This is a genomic window from Streptomyces hawaiiensis (assembly GCF_004803895.1).
Classification (GTDB): Bacteria; Actinomycetota; Actinomycetes; order Streptomycetales; family Streptomycetaceae; genus Streptomyces; species Streptomyces hawaiiensis.
The window spans coordinates 2,102,786-2,126,569 of sequence record NZ_CP021978.1 but is presented as its reverse complement, the minus strand read 5'-3'; the positions used below and the strand labels follow the sequence as shown (position 1 = coordinate 2,126,569).

Sequence of the window (23,784 nt, the reverse complement as noted above, 5' to 3'; positions counted from 1 at the left end):
GGAAGAGAGCCGCACCATGCACCTTCAGAAGTGTCATGATCATGTCATGGCGAGAGCCGGCGTGCTCGTCGGCTGCACCGCGCTCGTGCTGTCCCTGAGCGGCACCGGCGCGCACGCCCAGCCACGGGATCTCGCCCGGCAGACCCTCGGGGCCGGCGACGGCTGGGGCTCCCACGGCACCGGTACCATCGGCGGCTCCGAGGCCGACGCGGAGCACGTCTACACCGTCACCACCTGGGAGCAGTTCCGGGCCGCCCTGAAGGACGGCGGGTCGGCGCCCAGGATCATCAAGGTGAAAGGGGTGATCGACGCCGTCTCCGAGGGCTGCGACGCCTTCGCGGCCGAGGGTTACGACTTCCAGAAGTACCTCGCCGCCTATGACCCCTCCGCCTGGGGCCACGACAAGCCGGTCAGCGGTGAGCAGGAGGACCTGCGGGCCGCGTCCGCCGCCGCGCAGGACAAGACCATCAAGGCGAGCGTGCCCGCCGACACCACCATCGTGGGCGTGGGGAAGGGCTCCGGGATCCGCGGCGGCAGCTTGCAGATCAAGGGCGTGGACAACGTCATCGTCCGCAACCTCGCCTTCGAGGCCCCGGTCGACTGCTTCCCGCAGTGGGACCCGACCGACGACAACAAGACCGGCGCCTGGAACTCCGAGTACGACGGCGTGGTGGTGTACGGCTCTACCCATGTGTGGATCGACCACAACACCCTCACCGACGGGCGCTACCCCGACAGCAGCCTGCCGACCTACTTCGGCAAGATCTACCAGCAGCACGACGGCCTCGTCGACATCGTGCGCGGCGCCAACCACGTGACGGTGTCCTGGAACTCCTTCGAGGACCACGACAAGACCATGCTGATCGGCAACAGCGACGGTGCCGCCGCCGACGACACGGGCAAACTCAAGGTCACGCTGCACCACAACCGCTTCGAGGGCATCGTCGAGCGGGCCCCGCGCGTGCGGTTCGGGCAGGTCGACGCGTACAACAACCACTTCGTGGTGACCAAGGACCAGCCGTACGCCTACACCTTCGGCATCGGCGCCTCCTCGCAGCTCCACGCCACGGACAACGCGTTCTCGCTGCCCGCCGGCATCGGCGTCGGCAAGACCCTGAAGAAGTGGAACGAGTCGCCGCTCACCGCCGAGAACAACTACGTCAACGGCAAGCGGACCGACCTCATCGCCGTGCACAACGCGGAGATCCCCAGCGAGATCCTCAAGTCCGGCGCGGGCTGGAAGCCGGTCCTGCGCACGAAGGTCGACTCGCCGAAGGCCGTTCCGCGGATCGTCGACCGGCAGGCCGGCGCGGGCCGGATCTGCTGACGTCCCCTTGATACCGGCCGGGGCGGCCCGCATCGCATCCCCCACCCCGGGGATGCGCCCGCCCCGGCCCCCGCGCAGTGACAGAGAAGGAGCACCCGCATGCCCCTGTCCAGAAGAGGATTCCTGACAGTGAGTGCCGGAGCGGGCGCCGCGCTCGGTCCGGCCTCCGTTCCCGCACGGGCCGCCGGCCGCCCGCGCCCGTTCGGCCGGTACGGCTCACCGGCCGCGCGCCTGACTCCCAGGACGCTCTACGTCCATCCGGGCGGCGCCGGGGACGTCACCACCGTCCGGGACGCGGTGGCCGCGGCGAACGGGGCCGGGCACACCCTCGTCATCGCCCCCGGCACCTACCGGGAGACAGTCGCCGTCGACCGCACCCGCACGGGGATGACCTGGATCGGGGCGAGCGAGAACCCCCGTGACGTCGTCGTCGTGTACGACAACGCGGCCGGAACCCCCAAGCCCGGCGGCGGCACCCACGGCACCACCGGCTCGGCCACCACCACCCTGCAGGCCGACGGCTTCACCGCCCGCTGGATCACCTTCGCCAACGACTGGCTGCGCGCCGACCACCCCGGGACCACCGGCACCCAGGCCGTCGCCCTCAAGGTCCAGGGCGACCGGTCCGCCTTCCACCACTGCCGGTTCCTCGGCCACCAGGACACCCTGTACGCCGACTCCATGGCCCTGGGCACCTTCGCCCGCCAATACTTCACCCACTGCTACGCCGAGGGCGACGTCGACTTCGTCTTCGGACGGGCGACCGCGGTCTTCGAGCAGTGCCACTTCCGGACCCTGACACGGACCGACCTGGCCGGCGCCCCCTACGGGTTCGTCTTCGCGCCGTCGACCGCCGGCGCCAATCCGCTCGGTTACCTGGTGACCCGCAGCCGCGTCAGCAGTGAGGCACCCGACGGCTACTACAAGCTGGCCCGGCCCTGGGTGCCCAGCTTCGACACCACCGCCCGCCCCATGCTCACCGTGCGGGACACCCGGCTCGGCCCGGGCATCGACGCGGTCGCGCCCTACGCCAACATGTCGGACTCCCACCCGTGGCAGGCCCAGCGGTTCGCCGAGTACCGGAACACGGGGCCGGGGGCGGCGGTCCCCGTCCCCGAGAACCGGCCCCGACTGAGCCGCGAGCAGGCCCGGTCGCACACCAGGCAGACCTACCTGGGTGACTGGCGGCCGTATGGACGCCCATGAGGCGCTGGGGCGACGGACGTTCGTGGTCGGGGCGGGGACCGCGCTGCTGGGCGGGGGAGCGGTGAGCGGGGCGCGGGCGGCGGTCGTGGACGGTCCGCTGCCCGACTTCCACCCGGCGCTGAAGGACGCCCTGACCTTCCCGCTCGCCTGGGGCCGGTCCCCGATCCGCGACGTCCGCGCCTGGCGGCGTACCGCCCGGGCCACCGTCGAGGAGCACCTCCTCGTCGAGCGGCAGGACGTCACGCCGTACGCGCCGGAGTTCACCGGCCGTTCCCGGACGCGTGACTACACCCGCGAGCTGGTGACCGTGTCCCTCACCCGCTACGAACGGGTCCGCGGCGTCCTGCTGACCCCGCACGGCCGCGGGCCCTTCCCCGCGGTGCTGCTCCTGCACGACCACGGCGCCAGGTTCGACATCGGCAAGGAGAAACTCGTCCGGCCCTGGTACGACGACACGCGGCTCGCGTCCGCCCGAGCGTGGGCCGAGAAGTACTTCAGCGGGCGGTTCGTCGGCGACGAACTGGCCCGGCGCGGCTATGTGGTGCTGTGCCTGGACGCGCTCGGCTGGGGCGAGCGCGGGCCCCTGGCCTACGAGCAGCAGCAGGCCCTGGCCGCCAACTTCTACAACCTCGGCTCCTCACTCGCCGGGCTCATGGCCCGCGAGGACCAGCGGGCCGCCGCGTTCCTGGCGGGCCTCGACCGGGTGGACGCCCGGCGGGTCGCGGCCGTCGGCTTTTCCATGGGCGCCTACCGGGCCTGGCAGACCGCCGCCCTCAGCGGTCACGTCGCGGCCTCCGCGAGCGTGTGCTGGATGACCGGCCTGAAGGAGATGATGGTGCCCGGCAACAACACGCTGCGCGGGCAGTCGGCGTACTACATGCTCCACCCCGGCCTCGCCCGGCACCTCGACATCCCCGACGTGGCGAGCATCGCCGCACCCAAGCCGATGCTGTTCTTCGACGGTGGACTCGACACGCTGTTCCCGGCCGAGGGGGTGCGGGTCGCGTACGACAAGCTGCGTGCCGTCTGGCGCGCGCACCACGCCGAGGAGCGGATACGGATGAAGACGTGGCCGGAGCTCGGCCACGTCTTCACCGACAGGATGCAGGACGAGGTCGTCAGCTGGCTCGACGACGTCCTGTGAGACTCACCGCCGTACCGGTTTGATGCCCTCCAGGGTCGGTATCACGGGCTTGATCGTCCCGTCGGCCGCGAACTCCATGCGGTCGATGGTGGTCTCCCGGTGCATGCCGTCGCCGCCCGGCCTGCCGGGGCCGTTGAGGGCGAAGCGGTGGTAGACGGCGTACCAGTCGTCGGTGCCGGGGGTGTTCACCACCGAGTGGTGGCCGGTGCCGAGGATGCCGTACTCGGGCCGCTTCTCGAGGATCGTCCCGCGCTTGGTCCACGGGCCGAGCGGGGACGGTCCCGTCGCGTACGCCACGTGGTAGTTCTCGCTGCGGGTGTCGTCCTCCGACCACATGAAGTAGTACGTGCCCTTCCGCTTGATCACGAAGGAGCCCTCGCGGAAGTTGTCCGGGGTGATGTCCTGCACCTTCGACGCGTCGTACGACACCATGTCGTCGTTGAGCGGCACCACGTACCCGTGGCCGTTGCCCCAGTACAGGTAGGCCTGGCCGTCGTCGTCCGTGAAGACCGCCGGGTCGATCATCTGGCCCTTCAGCGATCCGCCCTTGGCGACCAGGGGCTTGCCGAGCGCGTCCTTGAAGGGGCCGGCGGGGGAGTCCGCCACCGCGACTCCGATCTGCTGCTCGGCGCAGAAGTAGAAGTAGTACTTGCCGTTCCGCTCGGCGATCGCGGGTGCCCAGGCGTTGTTGTCGGCCCAGCTCACGTCCGGCCCGAGGTCGAGGATGACGCCGTGGTCCTTCCAGTTGACCAGATCCTTCGACGAGTACGCCTTGAACCTGGTGCCGCTCCAGCCCTGGAAGCCGTCCGTCGTCGGGTAGATCCAGTACTGGCCGTTCAGGTAGTGCACGTCGGGGTCGGCGTTCAGGCCCGGCAGGATCGGGCTGCGGGTGCGGACCGCCTCGACCGTCCAGGTGCGCTGGGTGCCGTCGGCGGCCGTGACCGTGTACTTCTGCGGCGTGCGGAAGTCGCGGCGCGTGCCGGACTTCGGGCTGAGCTTCGCGCCCTCACCGACCCACAGCTTGGGGGCGAGGTTTCGCGGATCGGCGTCCGGCTCGAGGGGCAGGACGACCTTCGAGGCGCTGTCCGTGACGATCGAGTACCCCTTCTGGTGCTTCGCCGTCGCGTCTACGACCGAGGTGGGTGTGGACGGGTAGGCGGCCAGCAGGCGGTCGTACTCCTTCTGCGTCACCGGCAGGACCGTGCCGTGCCGGGGGCTCGCCGGGAGCTGGTAGTCCGTGGACGGGGTCCACTTGCCCGAAGCGAGGTCGGTGGTCTCGAAGGGGAGGTAGCCGCGGCCTCCGTACTCGTCGATGAACAGGTACCACTTCTTCTCGGTGTTCGATTTGAACACCGTCGGGCCCTCACCGCGGTCCATCGCGCCCTTGCCGACGCAGTCGGCCACGAAGTCGTACTTCGTCGAGGTCAGGGAGGTGGACTTCTCCCCGGTGATGAACTTCGAGCAGGGGCTGGAGGAGCTGGGGTCGCGCTCGTCCTTGGTGTAGCGGTAGTACTCGTCCTTGTACTTCACGACCGTGGAGTCGATCACCGAGTAGCCCGGGTCGTTCCAGACCTTCGGCTCGCTGAAGGTGCGGAAGTCCTTGGTGGTCGCGTACAGCATCTTGTTGTACGTGTTGCCCTTGTGGTCCGGGTCGTCGTCGGCGTACAGCTTCGACGCCCAGAAGACGACGTACTCACCGAGTTTGTCGTCCCAGTAGGCCTCCGGGGCCCAGGTGTTGCCCGCGCTGTCCGGGGAGACCTTCACCAGGCGCTGGTCGGTCCAGTGGACCAGGTCGGTGGACTCCCAGACCATGATCGACTTGCTGCCGTGCCGCTGGACCTGGTCCCAGCTGCCGCTGGAGTTCTTGTACATCCGCAGGTCGGTGGCGATCAGGTAGAACTTGTCGCCCTTGGGGGAGCGGATGACGAACGGGTCGCGCAGGCCCTTCTCGCCGGTCGTGGACGTCAGCACCGGCTTGCCGGCGTTCAGCTCGCGCCAGTGCAGCGGGTCGTTGCCGCGGCTGAGGGCGTAGCGGATCTGCTCGCCGTCGGCGGTGCCCTCGCCGGTGAAGTAGGCGAAGAGATAGCCGGCGTACTTGCTGTGCTTCACGGGTGGGGCTCCGGGGTCTGCGGTGCTGGGCGGTGCCGAGAGAAAGGTCAGGAGGAGGCCGGTCAGGGCAAGGAACGGAAGCAGGAGCGTGCGGGCGATGCGGGGGCGCATGACACTTCCTGTCGGAGTGTGGGGGATTCTGTTGGATAGCGGCCCTCGGAGTTTCACCGGAGGGACGCAGGGCGTCAACGGGTGCGCGTGAGGCCGGTGGCTCCGAAACTTTCGGAGCATCGAGGTCTCCGGCGCACGTGACGGCGGCAACCCTTTCCGGCGCGGCGGCGACTGCTGGACGGAAACGGGCCGGAGCGGGCCCCTCCGAGCCGTTTCCGTCCCCGGTCCCCCAGGAAAGGAACGCTCCGTGCTGCCGAGCGCCGGACGTCATCGCAGGACCCGTACGCTCTCCATCGCCGCAGCCGTGGCCTGTGCCGCGGGGGCCGGCGGCGTCTACCTCGGGCTGTCGACCGGCGGCGCGCAGGCCGCCTCGACGACGGTCACCGTCAGCGCCGCGGCCCAGCTCGAACAGGCCGTGAAGCACGCCACCGCCGGCACCGTGATCCAGGTCCGCGGCGGCACCTACTACCCGGCCGCCACCCTCAAGTCCACGGCCGACGGCACGAGTTCCGCGCCCATCACCCTGCGGGCGTACGGCGCTGAGAAGGTGCGGATCGACGGATCCAAGCTGCCCGCCGGGTCCTGGCTGGCCGGGATCTACGGCGACCACTGGACCGTCCAGGACCTCGCCTTCGTCAACTCCCCGGCCCAGGGTTTCGTCGCCACGTCCTCGGTCGGCGGCATCTTCAGGAACCTGGTCACCGCGGACAACGGCGGCTCCGGCTTCACCCTGCGCGGCGACGGCACCACCGGCAACCTCGTGCAGAACCTGGACAGTCACGGCAACTACGACCCGGCCGGACACGGCCAGAACGCCGACGGCATCGCCGTCACGTTCGGCTCCGGCACCGGCAACCGGATCACCGGAGGCCGGCTGTACGGCAACGCCGACGACGGCCTCGACCTGTGGCAGTTCTCCTCGCCGGTCACCATCGAGCACTCCTGGGCCTTCGGCAACGGCGAGAACCGCTGGAACGACGCGGCCTTCGAGGGCAACGGCAACGGCTTCAAGCTGGGGGGCGGGGGCGCGTCCGTCGCCCATGTCGTCAACGACAACGCGGCCTGGGACAACACCCTGCACGGCTTCACCGAGGGCTCCAACACCGCAGCCATCGCCCTGAACCGCAACACCGCGTACGCCAACGCCGGGAACGGCTTCTCCTTCGCCACCGGCAAGGCCCGCCTCGGCGGGAACCTCGCCGTCGGCGACAAGGGCGGGGCGGCGAAGCTCGGCTCCTCGACGGTCTCCGCCGGCAACGCCTGGGACAGTGGCATCGCCACCCCGCCCTTCCGGTCGACGGACGCGGCGGGCGCGTACGGGGCGCGCCGGGCGGACGGTTCCCTGCCCCCGACGACGTTCCTGACGACCGGCTCCACGACCATCGGCTCGACGATGGACTAGGGACGCCCGCACACAGGACGACGCCCCCGCCGGTGCGAAGCGGCGGGGGCGTCCTGCCGACCGGCCGAGGGGGGCTCGGCCGGTACTGTCCGGCCGTCCGGAGGGGGGCTCCGGAGGGCCGTGGTGCCGGGACGTCCGGCTGGGGGGCCGGACACCCGGCGTTCCGGCGGGCCCAAGGGGGGACGAGGGCCAACCGGAGTCACAGGGGGGCAGGCCCTACTGGTAGCTGATGTCGGAGGCCTTGAACTTGCAGCTCTTGCCGTCCGGGCCGGGCGGCGTCAGCTCCTTGGGCTCTTTGCCCGTGTTGTTGCCCTCGAAGCGCACACACGTCTTGATCTTCTTCTTGCTGTCGCCGTGGATACGGATCTTCGACAGCGTCGCCGTGTCGCCGTAGTTGGCGTTCACTCCGACGATCGAGTTCATCGGCGCCGTCACGTCGATGTCGCTGAGCACGATCGTGCGCTTGTACTGCGTCTTGCAGTTGCCGCAGGAACGGACCAGCTTGCCGGCGTTCTGAACCTGGAAGCCGGACACGTTCAGGGTGCCGGCGCCGTTGAACTGCAGCACCTTGTCGTCGGCGTTCCGCGCGCCACCGCCGATCACCTTGTACACCGCGGACGAGGACTTGCCCTTGAAGCTGGCCGCGTCCTCGCCGACGTCCGTCCACCAGACGTTCTGCAGCGTGCAACTGCCCTTGCAGTGCACACCGTCCGCTGCCGGGGTGCCGATGATGACGTTCTTGAGGACGGCGCCGTCGGCCAGCTCGAAGAGCGGGGCCTGACCCTCGTCCTGGCTGCCGCCGCCGAGCGCGCCGGTGCCGTAGAACATCTTCATCCCGCCGTCGCGCACACCGGAGACCGGGATGGTCTTGGAAACGGGCGTCTTGCCCTTGTCCGTGGGCCAGGAGGACGCGGCGCCCGCCGTCGACAGCATCGACGTGGTGACGATCGCCGCCCCCGTGATGCCGAACGCGGACACCGCGGCGATCACCGCCCGCCGCTTGGTGACCCTGCGGCGGTGGCGGACGCGCTGTTCTGCTGGTGCAGTCATGTACTGATTCCTCAGCTGCGTGGTGACTCTTGCGCATAGTGGTCGCCACACGTGAGGAAAGGGTTGCCGCCTCTTCAGGAAGTTTTCACGAATCGCCGTCACCGTCGTCGGCGGCGGCGAAACCACCGCCGACGGACAGCTGCCGCGAACCGGCGGTGGCCGTCAGCGTGTAGGCGTCCTCCCCCGCGTCGCGGCCGCCGCGGGCGTGGTCGAACTGACCGGCGAACACCCACTCGCCCGCCGGGACCGTACGGCCTTCCCGGAGGGTCCAGGTGTAGACGAGGAAGCCGTCCTGCTCGGCGACCGCGAGGGTGAAGTCGTTCTCGGGCAGGGAGCGCCAGGCGCCGGCGTCGGAGACCCCGCCGGTCTGGGCGACCTTCAACCGCACGGTCAGCGCGGTCAGTTGCGCGCTGGTCCTGAGGGTGATGTTGCTCTGCGCCCAGAAGTCGTTGCTGTGCGGGTCGACCGAACCGTCCGACCACAGCGGGCCGTCCTCGGTGGCCGCGGACGGCCGCTCGCCGGCCGGAGCGCTCGGCGTCCTCGACGGCGGCGGGCCGGACTCGCGGCGCTCGGGCGACCGGCTCGGCGCCGGCTCCACCGGTGCCGGAGGCACGGGGGCCCGGCTCGTCGCCTCCGGGGACGGCGTGGGTGTCGGCGACGTCGCCACTTCCTGCTGCCGCGGGGTCGTCTCGTCCTTCACCGCCGATGCCACCGCGTAACCGCCCACCGCCAGCACACCGGCGACCGCGGCCGTCGCCCCCGCGACCCGCATCCAGCCGAACACCGGCGGACGCGTCGCCCGGTGGCCGGAACCGGCCGGACCGGCCATGCCGCGCTCGACCCGGGCCAGCATGCGCTCCCGGTCGGGCTCGTGCGCCCCGGCCGCCTCGTGCAGCCGGGTGCGCAGCTCCTCGTGCACGTCCCGCCGCATGGTCATCGGTCCCTCCCTCCGCCCTCGCCGGTGCGCACACCCTCCACGGCGGGCGAGCGGCGGGGAGCGACCAGCGCCGCGTGCATCCGCTGCGGCACTCCCTGCGTCCCCAGCAACCGCTGGAGTTCGGCCATTCCCTTCGAGGTCTGGCTCTTCACCGTACCCACCGACACACCCAGTGCCAGCGCGGTGTCCTTCTCCGACAGGTCGAACGCGTGCCGCAGCACCACACAGGCCCGCTTGCGGAACGGCAGCATGCGCAGGGCCTCCTGCACGTCGACCACGCCCGCGATGTCCGGGTTCTCGGTGTTCTCCTCGCGCTGCGACCAGAACAGGGCGATGCGCCGCCGCTCACGCACCGCGCTGCGGATGCGGGTCCGGGCCAGGTTGGCGACCACACCGCGCGCGTACGCCGCCGGATGGTCGGCCGCGCGCACCCGGTCCCAGCGGTGCCACAGCGCCAGCAACGCGTCCGCCGCCAGGTCGTCGGCGGTGTCCGGCTCGCCCGTCAGCAGATGGGCGAGGCGGGACAGTTCGGCGTAGTGGCGCTCGAAGAAGGCGTGGAACTCCACGGAGGCGGCGTCGTCGACGACTGTGCCCACGGGCGACCTCTCCTCGCAGCGGCTACGGGCGTTCCCGGACGGGGCACCCTGTGGCTGTCATGTAGATGACATGTGATCATCCGGGGGAGGCCCGGACGAGATCGGGAAGCGTAGCAGCGATCGTCAGATGGTTCGTACGGAGCTTCGAACGGCGTATGGCAGGCCGGACTCTGATTCCGTAACACGGAGAAAACCTGAACAGGGTTCAACGCGGGCACAATCCGGCCAGCATCCGCACACCGATCACCCAGGCACCGAGGAGCACGCGCCATGTCCGAACCGCAGCAGGTCACCGACCGGCCGCCCACCACCCCACCCCCGGCGAACAGCGTCGACCGGTTCTTCCGGATCTCCGAGCGGGGCTCCACCTTCGGCCGGGAGATCCGCGGCGGCTTCGCCACCTTCTTCACGATGGCCTACATCCTTGTCCTGAATCCCATCATCCTGGGCAGCGCGAAGGACAAGTTCGGACACCAGCTGGACGCCGTCCAACTCACCACCGCCACCGCCCTGGTGGCCGCGGTCATGACGATGATCATGGGCGTGGGCGGCAACCTGCCCCTGGCGCTCGCCGCCGGACTCGGCCTGAACGCCGTGGTCGCCTTCCAGATCGCCCCGCTGATGAGCTGGGACGACGCGATGGGCCTGATCGTCCTCGAAGGCCTGCTGATCTGTGTGCTGGTCGTGACCGGTCTGCGCGAGGCCGTCATGCACGCGATACCCCAGCCGCTCAAGCAGGCGATCAGCGTCGGCATCGGCCTGTTCATCGCCTTCATCGGCTTCGTCGACGCCGGGTTCGTCAGCCGCATCCCGGACGCCGCGAACACCACCGTGCCCGTTCAGCTGGGCGGCACCGGCACCCTCACCGGCTGGCCCATGCTCGTCTTCTGCCTCGGCGTGCTGCTGACGATCGGACTGCTCGCCCGCAAGGTCAAGGGCGCCATCCTGATCAGCATCGTCACCATGACCGCCCTGGCGATCGCGATCAACTCCCTGGCCGACATCAAGTCCTGGGGCCTGACCACACCCTCCTGGCCGGACCAGCTCGTCGACGCCCCCGACTTCGGGCTCATCGGCGACTTCGACCTGTTCGGCGCCTTCAGCGCCCCCGGCGTCGGCGTCATCACCGTCGTCCTGCTGATCTTCACCCTGATCCTGTCCGACTTCTTCGACACCATGGGCACGGTCGTCGGCATCAGCGCCGAGGCCGGGCTGCTCGACGAGGAGGGCAAGGTCCCGAACCTCGGCCGGGTACTGCTCATCGACGGGGCCGCGGCCGTCGCGGGCGGTGCGGCCTCCGCCTCCTCCGCGACCTCCTACATCGAGTCGGCGGCCGGTGTCGGCGAGGGCTCGCGCACCGGCTTCTCCAACCTCGTCACCGGCGGCCTGTTCGGCCTCGCGCTGTTCCTGACCCCGCTGCTCACCATCGTCCCGCTCCAGGCGGCCGCCCCCGCCCTGGTCGCCGTCGGCTTCCTGATGATGACCCAGGTCAAGCACATCGACTGGGACCGCTACGACATCGCCATCCCCGCGTTCCTCACCATCGCCGTGATGCCGTTCACCTACTCCATCACCAACGGCATCGGCGCCGGGTTCCTCGCCTACGTCGTCATCAAGACCGTGCTCGGCAAGGCCAAGGAGGTGCACTGGCTGCTGTGGGGGACCTCGGTGCTGTTCCTCGTGTACTTCGCGATCGACCCGATCGAACAGCTCCTGGGAGCGAAGTGACGCCGGGCGGGCGATGACATGAGGACGGGCCGCCCCCGGGGGGAAGGGGGCGGCCCGTCTCGTCTGTACAGACGGCTCATCGACGGCTGAGGTTCAGTCCGTCAGCGGCTCATCGACGGCTGATGTTCAGTCCTTCAGTGCCGCTTGCATCATCGCCTTGGCGACCGGCGCCGCCAGGCCGTTGCCGCTGACCTCCGAGCGGGCCGCGTCCGACTGCTCCACGACGACCGCCACGGCGACCTCCTTGCCCGACGAGTCGGACTTGCCGTACGACGTGAACCAGGCGTACGGCACCTGGCTGTTGTTCTCGCCGTGCTGGGCCGTACCCGTCTTGCCGCCCACGGTCGCGCCCGGCACCTGGGCGTTGGTGCCCGTGCCCTTGTTCACGACCGTCTCCATCGCCGACTGCAGCTGCTCGGCGGTCGAGGAGCTGACGATCTCCTTGGTGCCCGCGTCGTCGTCGTAGTCCTGCAGTACATCGCCGCCGCTGTCGGTGATCTGCGAAACCATATGCGGCGACACCAACTTGCCGCCGTTGGCTATGGCCGCCGACACCATGGCCATCTGCAACGGGGTGGCGGTGACATCGAACTGGCCGATGCCCGTCAGGGCCGTTTGCGAGGGGTACATGTCCGAGGGGTACACGCTCGTGTAGGCCCGGACCGGCACGTCCAGCTTGTCGTCGTTGAAGCCGAACTTGTCGGCCATCGCCTTCACCTTGTCCTGGCCCAGCTTCACGGCCATCTTCGCGAAGACGTTGTTGCACGAGTACTCCAGCGCCGTGCGGATCGTGGCGTTGGTGCAGGGCGCGTTCGGGTTCTCGTTCGTCAGGTCCCGCGTGGTGCCCGGCAGCGTGTACGGGTCGGGGCTGTCCGTCTTCTCGTCCACCGACGAGTACAGCCCGTCCTCCAGCGCGGCCGCCGCCACGACCAGCTTGAACGTCGAACCGGGCGGCAGCGGCTGCCGCAGCGCACGGTTGACCAGCGGCTTCTCCGGGTCGGTGGTGAGCTTCTGCCAGGCCGCCCCCGCGGTGTTGGCGTCGGTCAGTGAGGAGGGGTTGTACGACGGCGTCGACACGACCGCGAGGATCTTGCCGGTCTTCGGGTCGATGGCGACGGCGCCGCCCTTCTTGTCGCCGAGCGCCTCGTAGGCAGCCTTCTGCACGTCCGGGTCGATGGTCGTGACCACGCTGCCCGGCTCGGCCCGCTGGTTGGTGAGCGTGTCCAGCACGGACTTCAGCCGGCTGTCCGTGCCGTTGAGCAGGTCGGTGTAGATGCCCTCCAACTGCGTCGGGGCGTACGCCTGAGACGCGTAACCCGTCACCGCCGCGTACAGCGGGCCGTCCGTGTACGTCCGCTTGTACCTGAGGTCGCCCGTCTTCGTCGGCGCCGAGCCGGTGACCGACCGGCCGCCCACGATGATGTTGCCGAGCGGCGCCGAGTACGTCTCGATCGCGTTCCGCCGGTTGTCCTTGTCGTCTGCCAGCGCCCGGCCCTCGTAGAACTGCACCCAGGTCGCCCTGACGAGCAGAGCCAACACCAGGAGCAGTGCGAAGACCGAAGCGCGCCTGATCGTCTTGTTCATTGCGAACAGGAAGACGAGCCACACCGGGCGGATCGTTCCCGTCCGTCCTGGTTTCTCATGCAGAGGGCCGGATTCTCATCCGCCGTTCAGAAAGCCGGCTTCGTACGCCGCGATCACCGCCTGCGTACGGTCCCGGGTGCCGGTCTTGGCCAGGACCGCCGCGACGTGCGACTTCACCGTGGCCGGGCCGACCTCCATCCGGCGGGCGATCTCCGCGTTGGTCAGCCCCTGCGCCATGTGCCGCAGCACCTCCCGCTCGCGACCCGTGAGCTTCGCCACCCACGCGGGCGGCGCCGGGTGCGCGCGGGCGTGTTCGGTCGCGAGGGTGCGGACGGCCGCCGGGAACAGCAGGCTGTCGCTGCGCGCCACCAGCCGGACCGCCTGCACGAGCGCGTCGGCGTCCGCCCGCTTCAGCAGGAACCCGGCGGCTCCGGCCCGCAGCGCGTCGTACACGTAGGAGTCGTTCTCGAAGGTCGTCACCACGACGATCCGGGGCGGCTCGTCCAGGGTGGCGAGTATCTGCTCGGTGGCGCGGATCCCGTCAATCTCCGGCATCCGGACATCCATGAGGACGACGTCCGGACGCAACTCCCGGACGACCGACACCGCCTGCGCGCCGGTGGCCGCCTCGCCCACGACCTCCAGGTCCGGCTCGGCGGTCAGGATGGCGCGCAGCGCGGTGCGCACCATGCGCTCGTCGTCGGCGAGGACGACACGGATCGGGGCCGGGCGGGTCATGCGGGTCCTCTCATCGGCAGGCGGGCGTGCAGCCGCCAGGTCTGCGCAGCGGTCGGTCCGGCCGTCGCGGTCCCGCCCAACAGCCGGGCCCGGTCCGCGATGCCCCGCAGCCCGTGGCCGCCACCGGTGCGGGAGGGCGCCGGGCCGCTCACCGGATTCTCCACGGTGATCTCCAGACCCCCGCGCGCCACCGCGATCCGCACCTCCACGGCGGCCCGCTCACCGGCGTGCTTGAGGGCGTTGCTCAGCCCCTCCTGCACGATGCGATAGGCCTCGCGGGACAGCAGCGGGGGCAGCGCCTCCGGGTCGGCGTCCACAGTGGCGCGCACCCGCTGTCCACCCGCCCGGGTGCGTCGCAGCAACCCGTCGAGGTCGGCGGCGAGGGTGGGCGCCGGGGCTGTGCCGGGGGCGTCGCCCTCGCGCAGCACACCCAGTACGGCGTCGAGTTCACCGACCGTACGCCGGGTCGTGTCCTCGATCGCGACGAGTGCCTCGCGGACGAACTCCGGGTCGGAGCCGAGGACCCGGCGGGCCGCGCTGGCCTGCAGGGTGACCGCGCTCAGGGCGTGGCCGACGGAGTCGTGCAGCTCCCGCGCCAGCCGGTTGCGCACGGCCAGGTCGGCGGCGCGTGCCTCGGCGGCCGCGAGCCGGCCCTCGGGAGACGGGCCGAGCAGCTCGGGCGCCCAGCGGGCCAGCAGCGCACCGCAGCCGGCCGCACAGCCGGCGAGGGCGACGAGCATCGCCGCGCCCGCGACCGGGGCGAGCGCCAGGACCCAGGTGTGGTCGAAGACTTCGGGCAGCCCGAGCCGGCCGCCGCGCAGTGCCGCGAAGACCGGCAGCACGATCAGCACGGCGGCGAACGGCGGCAGCGCCAGCGACATCCCCGCGATGATCCCGCCGAACCCGAGATGCAGCGTGAACCAGGCCGCCGTACGCCCCTTCTCGCCCCGCGTCCCGGCGGGCCCGGACGCGAGCCGGTCCGCCTCCACACCGCACAGCCAACGCACGGCGGCGGATTCCAGCGGCCGGGTGAGCGGGAACAGCGAGGTGACGGCGGCGATCGGCAGGCCCACGCCGAACGAGGCGAGCTGGAGGGGGAAGGACCCGAAGACGTCCGTGGCGCCGGTGGCCGGACCGATGATCACCGAGCCGACCAGGACGTACGGCATGGCCAGCGCGCCGCCGAGGATCAGATGGATCCAGCGCAGGCGCGCCCGCCGGCCGAACAGCGACCGGGCGACTGGGTTCACGCGGACCGCCGCGCGGCACCGGCCGAGCGCTCCGCGAAGTGGTAGGCGCCGATGGCGGCGACGAGGAGGCCGACGAGCATCTGGCCAGCGTAGGCGAGGTTCATCAGCGGCGTGGGGCGGTCGGCGAGGTCCGCCGCGCCGCCGACGGAGGCCAGCGACAGCCACCCGCCCCAGCAGGCCACGGCACCCGAGCCGACCCAGGCGAGAGCGAGCGGCACCGACACGGGCAGGGCCCGGCCACGCCGGAAGGACAGCAGCACGGCACCGGTGACCGCCGCGAGGAGGAACACGACGAACAGGGCCTCCAGGACGTAGAACTCGCCGCCCCGCTCCGCCGCCCGGCCCTCGCCGAGGCCGGCGGAGACACCGCAGACCCAGAGGGCGTGGAGAGTGAGCGGCAGCAGGGCGAGCACGGCGGCGGCCACCGCGAGGGCCCGGTGGGCCGGACCGACGGCACCGACGGGCAGGTCCCCGATCCGCCCGCGCCACAGGTGCCCCCAGCGGTCCCTCGCGTAGAGCACGAAGAGGCCGCCGAGAGCGAGCCCTTGTGCGATGAACCCCGTGTACACGACGGCGAACACCCACTCGTCCAGGAAGGCCTCCCGGCCCCCGGACGAGGCGCCGCCTCCGCCGGACGCCCTTACCACCAGCTGCGCCGGAAACCCGGCCATGACCGGCGCGAGCAGCCCGGTCGCGACCCACACGGGGAACGTGAGCAGCCACGCGGGCGCCCGCAGCCCCCACGGCCGGGTCAGCACCAGCGCCAGCACGATCACCGCGCTGTCCAGCAGCATCGACACACCGTTGACGACGGCCATGGCGAGGCGGTCGTCGAGCAGCGAACTCCCCTCGGGGATCCCGATGCGACTCCCGGCGACCCAGGCGGCCTTGAGGGCGAGGTACGGCCCGCAGGAGACGACGGCGACGGCTCGCAGGATCCGCCGCGGGCGGCCGGTACGGACGGCGGGGCCGGGAGCGGCGGGAGGAGCGATCGACTGCGTCATGCGATCAGGCTCCCGCGGGAGAGGCCGTCGGCACCTCCTGCCCGGTGACGATCCGCCTCCGCCGGGCGGGGGAGAGGTCCGGGTCCGCTCAGCCCTCCAGGATGAGCACCGTCTCGTCGATCTCGGCACCCCGGGCCGGGGCGAACCCCTGGGCCGTCGCCGCCACCCGGAACCCGCACTTCTCCAGCACGCGCAGCGACCCCGCGTTGTCCGACGCCGCCCGCGCGTACAGCGGGCGCTCGGGCACCTCGGCGAGCAACGCCCGCAGGGCCAGCGTGGCGATGCCCTTGCCCCAGTAGGCGCGGTCGACCCAGTAGGTCACCTCGCGCTCACCCGGCACCCCGTACACCGCCGCGCTGCCGACCACGTCACCGTCTGCGAGGACCGTACGGGCGACGATGTCGGGGGAGGAGCGCTGCCGGGACCACCGGGTGTCGAAGGCGGCCCGGTCGGCCGGATCCTCCGGGGTGAAGGCCGCCATAGTCAGGGACTCGGGGTCGTTCATCTGCCGGAAGAAGACCGGCAGATCGCTGTCGTGGACCTGGCGCAGCTCGACGTTCATGCCTCAGAGCCTACGGGTTGCCAGTGTCAGCCGGTCCCGGGCGTCGAAGAGCGCGTCCTTCACCAGCTGCTCGTGCGCCGGGGTCAGCCGGGCCACCGGCACCGAGCAGCTGATCGCGTCCCGCGCCGGGGTGCGGTACGGGATCGCCACACCGAAGCAGCGCAGCCCCAGCGTGTTCTCTTCGCGGTCCACGGCGAAGCCCTGCTCCCGCACCTGGCGCAGCTCCTCGATGAGCTTCTCCCGGTCGGTGATCGTGTGCTCGGTCAGCGCGGGCAGCGTCTCCGGGAGCATCTTGCGGACCTGCTCGTCGGAGTAGGTGCTCAGCAGCGCCTTGCCGAGGGACGTGGAGTGCGCGGGCAGCCGGCGGCCGACCCGGGTGAAGGGTCGCAGGTAGTGCTGCGACTGGCGGGTGGCCAGGTAGACGACGTTGGTGCCGTCGAGGCGGGCGAGGTGGATCGTCTCGGTCGTGTCGTCCGAGAGCCGGTCCAGCGTCGGGCGGGCCGCCGCGACGACCTCGTCACCGTCGATGTACGAGGTGCCGACCAGCAGGGCCCGCACCCCGATGCCGTACCGCGTGCCCGTCGCGTCCGTCTCCACCCAGCCCAGCTCGACCAGGGTGCGCAGCAGCATGTAGAGGCTGGACTTGGGATATCCGACGGCCTCCTGGACCGCCGCGAGGGAGTGCATGCCGGGGCGTCCGGCGAAGTATTCGAGCAGTTCAACCGTTCGTACCGCGGACTTGACCTGCGCCCCGCCGCCCGTCTCGCCAGCCGACATCGCCCTTGACCCCTTCGTTGGACGCGAAATAGTCTCCACAGCATATTCATCATCAGAGACAGCGTTCAGCATATCGAACGCCCCTGGTGGATGACCCAGTACTGCGGCAATACATGTGTGGAGGGACCCGCGGTGGCAGCAGCACCAGTCTGGAGTGTCGACCCCCGAACCGGGAAGCAGCGTGAACAGGTTGCGGTGGAGGCCACAGCCCAGGAGGTGGACACCGCCGTCCGCGCCGCGCACGAGGCGCGCGGCGCCCTCGCCGACCGTACGGTCCGCGCGGCCTTCCTGCGCACCGCCGCGGACGAGCTTCAGGCGGCCAAGGACGGCCTCGTCGAGACCGCCGACGCCGAGACCGCGCTCGGCCCGGTCCGGCTGACCGGCGAGCTCACCCGCACCTGCTACCAGCTGCGGGCCTTCGCGGACATCGTCGACGAGGGCGCCTTCCTCGACGTCGTCATCAACCACCCCGACGACACCGCGACCCCGCCGATCCCGGACCTGCGCCGCTACAAGGTGTCGTTGGGCGTCGTCGCCGTCTACTCGGCGTCGAACTTCCCCTTCGCCTTCTCCGTCGCGGGCGGCGACACCGCGAGCGCCCTCGCGGCCGGCTGCCCGGTCGTCGTCAAGTCCCACCCCGACCACCCGGCCCTGTCCGAGTACGTCGCCAAGGTGCTGCGCCGCGCCGCCGCCCGGCACGACATCCCCGAGGGCGTCGTGGGCCTGGTCCACGGCTTCGAGGCGGGCATCGAGCTGATCAAGCACCCGCTGGTCGCGGCGGCCGGCTTCACCGGTTCCGTGCGCGGTGGCCGGGCGCTCTTCGACGCGGCGGCCGCCCGCCCGGTCCCGATCCCCTTCCACGGCGAGCTGGGCTCGCTGAACCCGGTCGTCGTCACGGAGGCAGCCGCCGCCGAGCGGGCCGAGGCGATCGGTACGGGGCTCGCGGGTTCGATGACCATGGGCGTGGGCCAGTTCTGCGTGAAGCCGGGCCTCGTCCTCGCGCCGGCCGGCGCCGCCGGTGACGCCCTGCTGAAGTCCCTGACCGACGCCGTCAGCGACACCGACGCCGGAGTGCTGCTCGACCACCGCATGCGCGACAACTTCGTCGCCGGCGTCGCCGAGCGGGCCGGGCTGCCCGACGTCGACTCCCCGGTCACCCCGGGCGCGGGCGGCGAGCACACCGTCAGCGCGGGCTTCCTCACGGTGCCGGCGAGCAGGCTGGCGGCGGAGGGCGAGCACGACCTGCTCCTGGAGGAGTGCTTCGGGCCGGTCACCGTGGTGGCCCGCTACGAGGACGAGACCGAGGTGAAGGCGGTGCTGTCGCGGCTGCCGGGCAACCTGACGGCGACGGTGCAGTTGTCCGAGGAGGAAGCGGCGGGGCAGGGCCGCGGCGCCGAGATCCTCGCGGAGCTGACGCCGCTGGCCGGGCGCGTGCTGGTGAACGGCTGGCCGACGGGGGTCGCCGTCGCGCCGGCTCAGCATCACGGTGGTCCGTACCCGGCCACGACGTCCACGTCGACGTCGGTCGGTGGGACGGCGATCGAGCGGTGGATGCGGCCGGTCGCGTATCAGAACACGCCTGAGGCGTTGCTGCCGGCGGAGCTGCGGGACGACAACCCGCTGGGGCTGCCGCGGCGGTTCAACGGGCGTTTGGAGCGATAGCGCCGCCGGGGTGCGGTGAGCTGCGGGGTGCCGGTCCGTTGTGGCCTGTCGCGCAGTTCCCCGCGCCCCTGGGGGGCGGAGCTGGAAGACTCGGTTGAATGGATCTCGAACTTCCCGAACTTCCGTTCCTCCTGCGTGCGTACGGGCCCGAGGCGCAGTGGTCCTACGAGGGTGGCGTGCTCACCGGGTGGGCCGGGCCGCGGCAGGATCGGTTCGTTCCGCCCACCGGTGAGGGGCTGGACCCCGCTTCCGACGCGCCTCGGCTGCTCGGGGCGCCGGAGGGCGACTTCCAGCTGATCGCGAAGGTCACCGTCGGGTTCGGCGCGGCCTTCGACGCCGGGGTGCTCTACGTCCACGTGGGGGAGCGGGCCTGGGCCAAGCTCTGCCTGGAGTACTCCCCGGACGTCCCCACCGTCTGCACGGTGGTGACCCGGGGCCACTCCGACGACGCCAACTCCTTCACCGTGGACGGCAGTTCCGTCTGGCTCCGGGTCAGCCGCACCGGCCGCGCCTTCGCCTTCCACGCCTCCCGCGACGGCGAACGCTGGACCTTCGTCCGCCTCTTCACCCTCGGCGCCGAGAAGGAGACGGACGCGGCCCTGGTCGGCTTCATGACCCAGTCCCCGATGGGGGAGGGCTGCGTGGTGACGTACGACCACATCGAGTTCAGGGCGTCCTGGCCGAACGATCTGCGCGACGGCGGCTGAGGCCGCGCCGGGAACCGTTTCCCGGCCCGAGCACGTCATCGATTCCATGATCAGGGACCGAGTGACCTCAGACCGTGTGATCCGTACCGTCCTGCCCGCCGAGGTGGCGGACGTGGTCGCGCTGCACGCCCGGGCCAGGGCGACGTACTACCCCGGCGGAGTGCCGCAGGACGGTACCGACTGGACCGCCTCCTGGCGCAGCGCCCTCACCCGGCCGGACGGCCGTGTGCTGTGCGTCGTGGAGGCGGGCCGCATCATCGGCCTGGCCTCCTTCCGCACCCCCGAAGGCGGCCCGGCGGACACGGTGAAGCTGTTCCAGTTCCACGTCGACCCCGACCACTGGCGCGCCGGCGTCGGCACCGTGCTGCACGCGGCCTGCGTCGAGGAGTGGCAGGCCGACGGCAGGCGTACGGCCGTGCTCGAGGTGCACGTGGACAACCGGCGGGCGCAGGGGTTCTACCGGCGGCAGGGATGGGTCCCGGAGCCGGCCGGGCCGGCCCATCACCACCTGCGGATGCGGTTCGCCCTGGCCGGGGAATGAAGTCCGCTGCTTGAACGTTCATGCACTTGGTGGAGAGAGTCTCCGAACCCGTACGACCTGGAGAGAGCCGAGACATGCGCGTCGAGATCTGGAGCGACATCGCCTGCCCCTGGTGCTACGTGGGCAAAGCCCGCTTCGAGAAGGCGCTGCGGGACTTCCCGTACCGCGACGAGGTCGAGGTGGTGCACCGCTCCTTCGAGCTGGATCCGGGCCGCGCCAAGGACGACATCCAGCCCGTGATCACGATGCTCACCAAGAAGTACGGGATGAGCGCCGCCCAGGCCGAGGCCGGGGAGGACAACCTGGGGGCCCAGGCCGCCGCCGAGGGGCTCGACTACCGCACCCGGGGCCGCGACCACGGCAGCACCTTCGACATGCACCGCCTGCTCCACTTCGCCAAGGAGCAGGGCCGCCAGGAGCAGCTCCTCGACCTGCTGTACCGGGCCAACTTCGCGGAGGAGCGCTCCGTCTTCGACGACGACGAGCTGCTGGTGGAGCTCGCCTCGGCCGCCGGGCTGGACGCTGAGGCCGTGCGCGCGGTGCTCGCCGACCCGGGTGCGTACGCCGACGAGGTCCGCGCCGACGAGCGCGAGGCCGCGCAGCTCGGGGCGAGCGGCGTGCCGTTCTTCGTCCTCGACCGCAAGTACGGCGTCTCCGGCGCCCAGCCCGCCGAGGTCTTCGCCCAGGCCCTGACCCAGGCGTACGGCGAGCGACCGCCCCTGAAGATCGTCGACGGCGTCGACGGCGTGGACGCCTGCGGCCCGGACGGCTGCGCCGTGCCCCAGCACTGAAACGCCCAGCTCGGAGCGCATGCATAAGCGCTCCTTGGCGGCGTCATACAGAAACCGGCCATGGACGGGGAGATCCAGGGGACGCACAGTGGTCCCATGGAGACCTTCGAGAACCTCGTCCGTGCCGAGTTCACCCCGAAGCAGACCTTCCTCAACACCGCGAGCAACGGGCTCCTGCCCGCCCGCACCGTCAGCGCTGTCCAGCAGGCGGTGCGGATGCGCGCCGAGGGCGCGCCCCTGGGTCCCCTGTACGAGGACGTGGAGGCCGCCCGCGCCGCCTTCGCGCGGCTGGCCGGCGTTCCGGCCGAGCGCGTCGCGACCGGGGCGTCGGTCGCCGAGTACGGCGGGCTGATCGCCGCCTCGCTGCCCGCCGGCGCCGAAGTCCTCACGGCGGAGGGCGACTTCGCGTCGCTGGTGAACCCGTTCCATGTGCGCGGCGACCTCAAGGTGCGTGCCGTGCCCCTGGAACGGCTCGCCGAGTCGGTCCGCCCCGGCACCGCGCTCGTCGCGGTCAGCGCCGCCCAGTCCGCCGACGGCCGCCTCGCCGATCTGCCCGCGGTGCGCGAGGCGGCCCGGGCGCACGGCGCCCGCACCTATGTCGACGCCTCCCAGTCGGCCGGCTGGCTGCCGATGGAGGCCGACGCCGACGGTTTCCTGGCCGCCGTCGGATTCAAGTGGCTCCTGGGCCCGCACGGGGCCTCGTTCTTCGTCGCCCCGCAGGACTTCGGCGGGCTCACACCGCTGCTCGCCGGCTGGGTCGCCGGGGAACGCCCCTGGGACAGCTGCTACGGCCCCGTCGAGGAACTCGCCCACTCCGCGCGGCGGTTCGACGTCAGTCCCGCCCTCTTCACCTACGCGGGGCTGCGCGCCTCACTGGAGCTGCTGGAGGAGATCGGCGTCGACGTCGTGCACGCCCACGACGTCGGCCTCGCGGACCGCTTCCGCGCCGGGCTCGCCGGGCTGGGCCACGAGCCGGTGCCCGCACCCGGCTCGGCGATCGTGTCGGTGCCGGGGCTGGGCCACCGGCAGGACGAACTGAGCCGGGCGGGCATCGAGGTCTCGAACCGGGCCGGGAACCTGCGGGCCGCGTTCCACCTCTACAACACCCCGGCGGACGTCGACCGCCTCCTGGAGGTCCTGTCGGCATGACAAAACCGGGCGGGGCCTCCCGTCCCACACGAGGAGGCCCCACCCGGCAGCTCTGTCACACGGTCACTTCACCGGCGTGAAGTCCCGCGCCCCGATGAACTCCGGCCGTCGCACCGGAGCCGCGAACGGTTCCACCGCCGTGTTCTCCACGCTGTTGAACACGATGAACACGTTGCTGCGCGGGAACGGCGTGATGTTGTCGCCGGAACCGTGCATGGCGTTGCAGTCGAACCAGGTCGCCGACCCCGCCTTGCCCGTGAACAACTTGATGCCGTGCTGCGTGGCCATCTGGGTGAGCGCCTCGTCGGAGGGCGTGCCCGCGTCCTGCATCTGCAGCGACTTCTTGTAGTTGTCCTTCGGCGTTTCCCCCGCACACCCGAGGAACGTCTTGTGCGACCCCGGCATGATCATGAGTCCGCCGTTGGTGTCGTAGTTCTCGGTCAGCGCGATCGAGACCGACACCGTGCGCATCCGCGGCAGGCCGTCCTCGGCGTGCCACGTCTCGAAGTCCGAGTGCCAGTAGAAGCCACTGGCGCCGAACCCCGGCTTGACGTTGATCCGCGACTGGTGGACGTACACGTCCGAGCCGAGGATCTGCCGCGCCCGTCCGACGACCCGCTCGTCGCGGACCAGCCGGGCGAACACCTCGCTGATCTTGTGCACCTCGAAGACCGTGCGGATCTCCTTGGACGTCGGCTCGACGATCGACCGCTCGTCGGCCCGCATGTCCGGGTCGTTCACCAGCCGGTTCAGCTCGTTGCGGTAGACCGCGACCTCGTCCTCGGTGATGAGCTCGTCGATGGCCAGGAAGCCGTCACGCTCGAAGGACAGCAGGTCGGCCGGGGCGACCGGGCCCGGGGCGTCGGGTGCGCCCCAGACGACCGGGTCCTGGCGCGGGGTCAGTGCCTCGGCGGCACCGCGACTGGGATAGAGGTCCGGGATACCGGTGGTGGTCTCGGTGGTGGCGGTCATGGAAACGTCACACCTCCTCGGTGAGCAGCGGGTAGACGCCGTTCTCGTCGTGGTCCTCCCGTCCGGTCACGGGCGGGTTGAACACGCAGAGGCAGCGGAAGTCCTGCTTGACCCGCAGCGTGTGCCTCTCGTGCCCGTCCAGGAGGTACATGGTGCCGGGCGTGATGGTGTGCTTCTGCCCGGTCTCGTGGTCGGTCAGCTCGGCCTCGCCCTCCACACAGACGACGGCCTCGATGTGGTTCGCGTACCACATCGACGTCTCCGTACCCGCGTACAGGACCGTCTCGTGCAGGGAGAAACCGACCTTCTCCTTGGCGAGGACGATGCGCTTGCTCTCCCACGTACCGGACGCGGCCTTCACGTGCCGGTCGGTACCTTCGATCTCCTTGAACGAACGGACAATCACGGTGCTGCGATGCCTCCTAGATGAGTGGTGC

The 23,784-nt window shown here is 71.0% G+C and carries 22 protein-coding genes; 10 read left to right on the top strand and 12 right to left on the bottom strand.

Annotated elements, in window-relative coordinates; translation table 11 throughout:
* Positions 1-16: 16 nt before the first annotated feature.
* The 3 genes from CEB94_RS09825 (at position 17) to CEB94_RS09815 (ending at position 3,677) form a co-directional block, all read left to right on the top strand.
* Positions 17-1,327 (top strand): pectate lyase family protein, encoded by a 1,311-nt coding sequence (locus CEB94_RS09825; RefSeq protein ID WP_175431813.1) that lies wholly within the window; start codon positions 17-19, stop codon positions 1,325-1,327.
* 99 nt (positions 1,328-1,426) lie between these two features.
* Positions 1,427-2,533 (top strand): pectinesterase family protein, encoded by a 1,107-nt coding sequence (locus CEB94_RS09820; RefSeq protein WP_175431812.1) that lies wholly within the window; start codon positions 1,427-1,429, stop codon positions 2,531-2,533.
* Entirely contained in the window at positions 2,520-3,677 is a 1,158-nt protein-coding gene (locus CEB94_RS09815; RefSeq protein WP_175431811.1) for a dienelactone hydrolase family protein, read from the top strand. Before CEB94_RS09820 ends, CEB94_RS09815 begins: the two co-directional genes overlap by 14 nt.
* A gap of 3 nt (positions 3,678-3,680) precedes the next feature.
* On the opposite strand, the gene CEB94_RS09810 is transcribed toward CEB94_RS09815, so the two are convergent.
* Positions 3,681-5,897, bottom strand: a complete 2,217-nt coding sequence (locus CEB94_RS09810; protein ID WP_175431810.1) for a glycoside hydrolase family 43 protein — start codon at positions 5,895-5,897, stop codon at positions 3,681-3,683.
* Positions 5,898-6,144: 247 nt separating this feature from the next.
* On the opposite strand from CEB94_RS09810, the gene CEB94_RS09805 reads away from it, so the two are divergent.
* Positions 6,145-7,299, top strand: a complete 1,155-nt coding sequence (locus CEB94_RS09805) for a right-handed parallel beta-helix repeat-containing protein (protein ID WP_175431809.1) — start codon at positions 6,145-6,147, stop codon at positions 7,297-7,299.
* Positions 7,300-7,515: 216 nt separating this feature from the next.
* On the opposite strand, the gene CEB94_RS09800 is transcribed toward CEB94_RS09805, so the two are convergent.
* The 3 genes from CEB94_RS09800 to CEB94_RS09790 all read right to left on the bottom strand — a co-directional run bounded on the left by CEB94_RS09800 (position 7,516) and on the right by CEB94_RS09790 (position 9,882).
* Positions 7,516-8,349, bottom strand: a complete 834-nt coding sequence (locus tag CEB94_RS09800) for a pectate lyase (protein ID WP_175431808.1) — start codon at positions 8,347-8,349, stop codon at positions 7,516-7,518.
* A gap of 85 nt (positions 8,350-8,434) precedes the next feature.
* Positions 8,435-9,286 carry a hypothetical protein gene (locus CEB94_RS09795; protein WP_175431807.1) on the bottom strand — a complete coding sequence of 284 codons (852 nt, stop codon included), beginning with the start codon at positions 9,284-9,286 and terminating at the stop codon, positions 8,435-8,437.
* Positions 9,283-9,882 (bottom strand): SigE family RNA polymerase sigma factor, encoded by a 600-nt coding sequence (locus CEB94_RS09790; protein ID WP_175431806.1) that lies wholly within the window; start codon positions 9,880-9,882, stop codon positions 9,283-9,285. The genes CEB94_RS09795 and CEB94_RS09790 overlap by 4 nt, the downstream gene beginning before the upstream one ends.
* 270 nt (positions 9,883-10,152) lie before the next feature.
* On the opposite strand from CEB94_RS09790, the gene CEB94_RS09785 reads away from it, so the two are divergent.
* Positions 10,153-11,610 (top strand): NCS2 family permease, encoded by a 1,458-nt coding sequence (locus CEB94_RS09785; RefSeq protein WP_175431805.1) that lies wholly within the window; start codon positions 10,153-10,155, stop codon positions 11,608-11,610.
* Between the two features lie 126 nt (positions 11,611-11,736).
* On the opposite strand, the gene CEB94_RS09780 is transcribed toward CEB94_RS09785, so the two are convergent.
* The 6 genes from CEB94_RS09780 to CEB94_RS09755 form a co-directional block, all read right to left on the bottom strand.
* The gene (locus CEB94_RS09780; protein WP_175431804.1) at positions 11,737-13,194 is read right to left on the bottom strand and encodes a peptidoglycan D,D-transpeptidase FtsI family protein; all 1,458 of its coding nucleotides are present in this window, start codon (positions 13,192-13,194) and stop codon (positions 11,737-11,739) included.
* Between the two features lie 75 nt (positions 13,195-13,269).
* Positions 13,270-13,932, bottom strand: coding sequence for a response regulator transcription factor (locus CEB94_RS09775; protein ID WP_175431803.1), 663 nt, complete (start codon positions 13,930-13,932; stop codon positions 13,270-13,272).
* Positions 13,929-15,182 carry a sensor histidine kinase gene (locus CEB94_RS09770; RefSeq protein ID WP_175431802.1) on the bottom strand — a complete coding sequence of 418 codons (1,254 nt, stop codon included), beginning with the start codon at positions 15,180-15,182 and terminating at the stop codon, positions 13,929-13,931. The genes CEB94_RS09775 and CEB94_RS09770 overlap by 4 nt, the downstream gene beginning before the upstream one ends.
* Positions 15,179-16,186, bottom strand: a complete 1,008-nt coding sequence (locus CEB94_RS09765) for a hypothetical protein (protein WP_175431801.1) — start codon at positions 16,184-16,186, stop codon at positions 15,179-15,181. The genes CEB94_RS09770 and CEB94_RS09765 overlap by 4 nt, the downstream gene beginning before the upstream one ends.
* A gap of 88 nt (positions 16,187-16,274) precedes the next feature.
* Positions 16,275-16,748: a GNAT family N-acetyltransferase gene (locus tag CEB94_RS09760; protein ID WP_175431800.1), complete on the bottom strand. Its 474-nt coding sequence runs from the start codon at positions 16,746-16,748 to the stop codon at positions 16,275-16,277.
* 3 nt (positions 16,749-16,751) lie between these two features.
* A complete protein-coding gene (locus tag CEB94_RS09755) occupies positions 16,752-17,525 on the bottom strand; it encodes an IclR family transcriptional regulator (RefSeq protein ID WP_031109054.1) in 774 nt (257 codons plus the stop codon).
* A 132-nt stretch (positions 17,526-17,657) separates the two neighbouring features.
* Here CEB94_RS09755 and CEB94_RS09750 point away from each other — a divergent pair, with 132 nt between their 5' ends.
* The 5 genes from CEB94_RS09750 to CEB94_RS09730 all read left to right on the top strand — a co-directional run bounded on the left by CEB94_RS09750 (position 17,658) and on the right by CEB94_RS09730 (position 22,375).
* Positions 17,658-19,187 carry an aldehyde dehydrogenase (NADP(+)) gene (locus CEB94_RS09750; RefSeq protein WP_175431799.1) on the top strand — a complete coding sequence of 510 codons (1,530 nt, stop codon included), beginning with the start codon at positions 17,658-17,660 and terminating at the stop codon, positions 19,185-19,187.
* A 98-nt stretch (positions 19,188-19,285) separates the two neighbouring features.
* Entirely contained in the window at positions 19,286-19,894 is a 609-nt protein-coding gene (locus tag CEB94_RS09745) for a DUF1349 domain-containing protein (protein ID WP_175431798.1), read from the top strand.
* A 46-nt stretch (positions 19,895-19,940) separates the two neighbouring features.
* The gene (locus tag CEB94_RS09740; protein WP_175431797.1) at positions 19,941-20,435 is read left to right on the top strand and encodes a GNAT family N-acetyltransferase; all 495 of its coding nucleotides are present in this window, start codon (positions 19,941-19,943) and stop codon (positions 20,433-20,435) included.
* A 74-nt stretch (positions 20,436-20,509) separates the two neighbouring features.
* A complete protein-coding gene (locus tag CEB94_RS09735) occupies positions 20,510-21,226 on the top strand; it encodes a DsbA family oxidoreductase (RefSeq protein ID WP_175431796.1) in 717 nt (238 codons plus the stop codon).
* Between the two features lie 96 nt (positions 21,227-21,322).
* A complete protein-coding gene (locus CEB94_RS09730) occupies positions 21,323-22,375 on the top strand; it encodes an aminotransferase class V-fold PLP-dependent enzyme (RefSeq protein ID WP_175431795.1) in 1,053 nt (350 codons plus the stop codon).
* Positions 22,376-22,438: 63 nt separating this feature from the next.
* On the opposite strand, the gene thpD is transcribed toward CEB94_RS09730, so the two are convergent.
* A complete protein-coding gene (thpD, locus tag CEB94_RS09725; protein ID WP_175431794.1) occupies positions 22,439-23,347 on the bottom strand; it encodes an ectoine hydroxylase in 909 nt (302 codons plus the stop codon).
* 7 nt (positions 23,348-23,354) lie between these two features.
* Positions 23,355-23,753: an ectoine synthase gene (locus CEB94_RS09720; protein ID WP_031142802.1), complete on the bottom strand. Its 399-nt coding sequence runs from the start codon at positions 23,751-23,753 to the stop codon at positions 23,355-23,357.
* Positions 23,754-23,784 lie beyond the last annotated feature (31 nt).

Bases quoted from the DNA above. Each gene is read 5' to 3' on its own strand.
- CEB94_RS09825 (WP_175431813.1), top strand. From the start codon at position 17: ATGCACCTTCAGAAGTGTCATGATCATGTCATGGCGAGAGCCGGCGTG.
- CEB94_RS09820 (WP_175431812.1), top strand. From the start codon at position 1,427: ATGCCCCTGTCCAGAAGAGGATTCCTGACAGTGAGTGCCGGAGCGGGC.
- CEB94_RS09815 (WP_175431811.1), top strand. From the start codon at position 2,520: ATGGACGCCCATGAGGCGCTGGGGCGACGGACGTTCGTGGTCGGGGCG.
- CEB94_RS09810 (WP_175431810.1), bottom strand. From the start codon at position 5,897: ATGCGCCCCCGCATCGCCCGCACGCTCCTGCTTCCGTTCCTTGCCCTG.
- CEB94_RS09800 (WP_175431808.1), bottom strand. From the start codon at position 8,349: ATGACTGCACCAGCAGAACAGCGCGTCCGCCACCGCCGCAGGGTCACC.
- CEB94_RS09795 (WP_175431807.1), bottom strand. From the start codon at position 9,286: ATGACCATGCGGCGGGACGTGCACGAGGAGCTGCGCACCCGGCTGCAC.
- CEB94_RS09785 (WP_175431805.1), top strand. From the start codon at position 10,153: ATGTCCGAACCGCAGCAGGTCACCGACCGGCCGCCCACCACCCCACCC.
- CEB94_RS09780 (WP_175431804.1), bottom strand. From the start codon at position 13,194: ATGAACAAGACGATCAGGCGCGCTTCGGTCTTCGCACTGCTCCTGGTG.
- CEB94_RS09775 (WP_175431803.1), bottom strand. From the start codon at position 13,932: ATGACCCGCCCGGCCCCGATCCGTGTCGTCCTCGCCGACGACGAGCGC.
- CEB94_RS09765 (WP_175431801.1), bottom strand. From the start codon at position 16,186: ATGACGCAGTCGATCGCTCCTCCCGCCGCTCCCGGCCCCGCCGTCCGT.
- CEB94_RS09760 (WP_175431800.1), bottom strand. From the start codon at position 16,748: ATGAACGTCGAGCTGCGCCAGGTCCACGACAGCGATCTGCCGGTCTTC.
- CEB94_RS09755 (WP_031109054.1), bottom strand. From the start codon at position 17,525: ATGTCGGCTGGCGAGACGGGCGGCGGGGCGCAGGTCAAGTCCGCGGTA.
- CEB94_RS09745 (WP_175431798.1), top strand. From the start codon at position 19,286: ATGGATCTCGAACTTCCCGAACTTCCGTTCCTCCTGCGTGCGTACGGG.
- CEB94_RS09740 (WP_175431797.1), top strand. From the start codon at position 19,941: ATGATCAGGGACCGAGTGACCTCAGACCGTGTGATCCGTACCGTCCTG.
- CEB94_RS09735 (WP_175431796.1), top strand. From the start codon at position 20,510: ATGCGCGTCGAGATCTGGAGCGACATCGCCTGCCCCTGGTGCTACGTG.
- CEB94_RS09730 (WP_175431795.1), top strand. From the start codon at position 21,323: ATGGAGACCTTCGAGAACCTCGTCCGTGCCGAGTTCACCCCGAAGCAG.
- thpD (WP_175431794.1), bottom strand. From the start codon at position 23,347: ATGACCGCCACCACCGAGACCACCACCGGTATCCCGGACCTCTATCCC.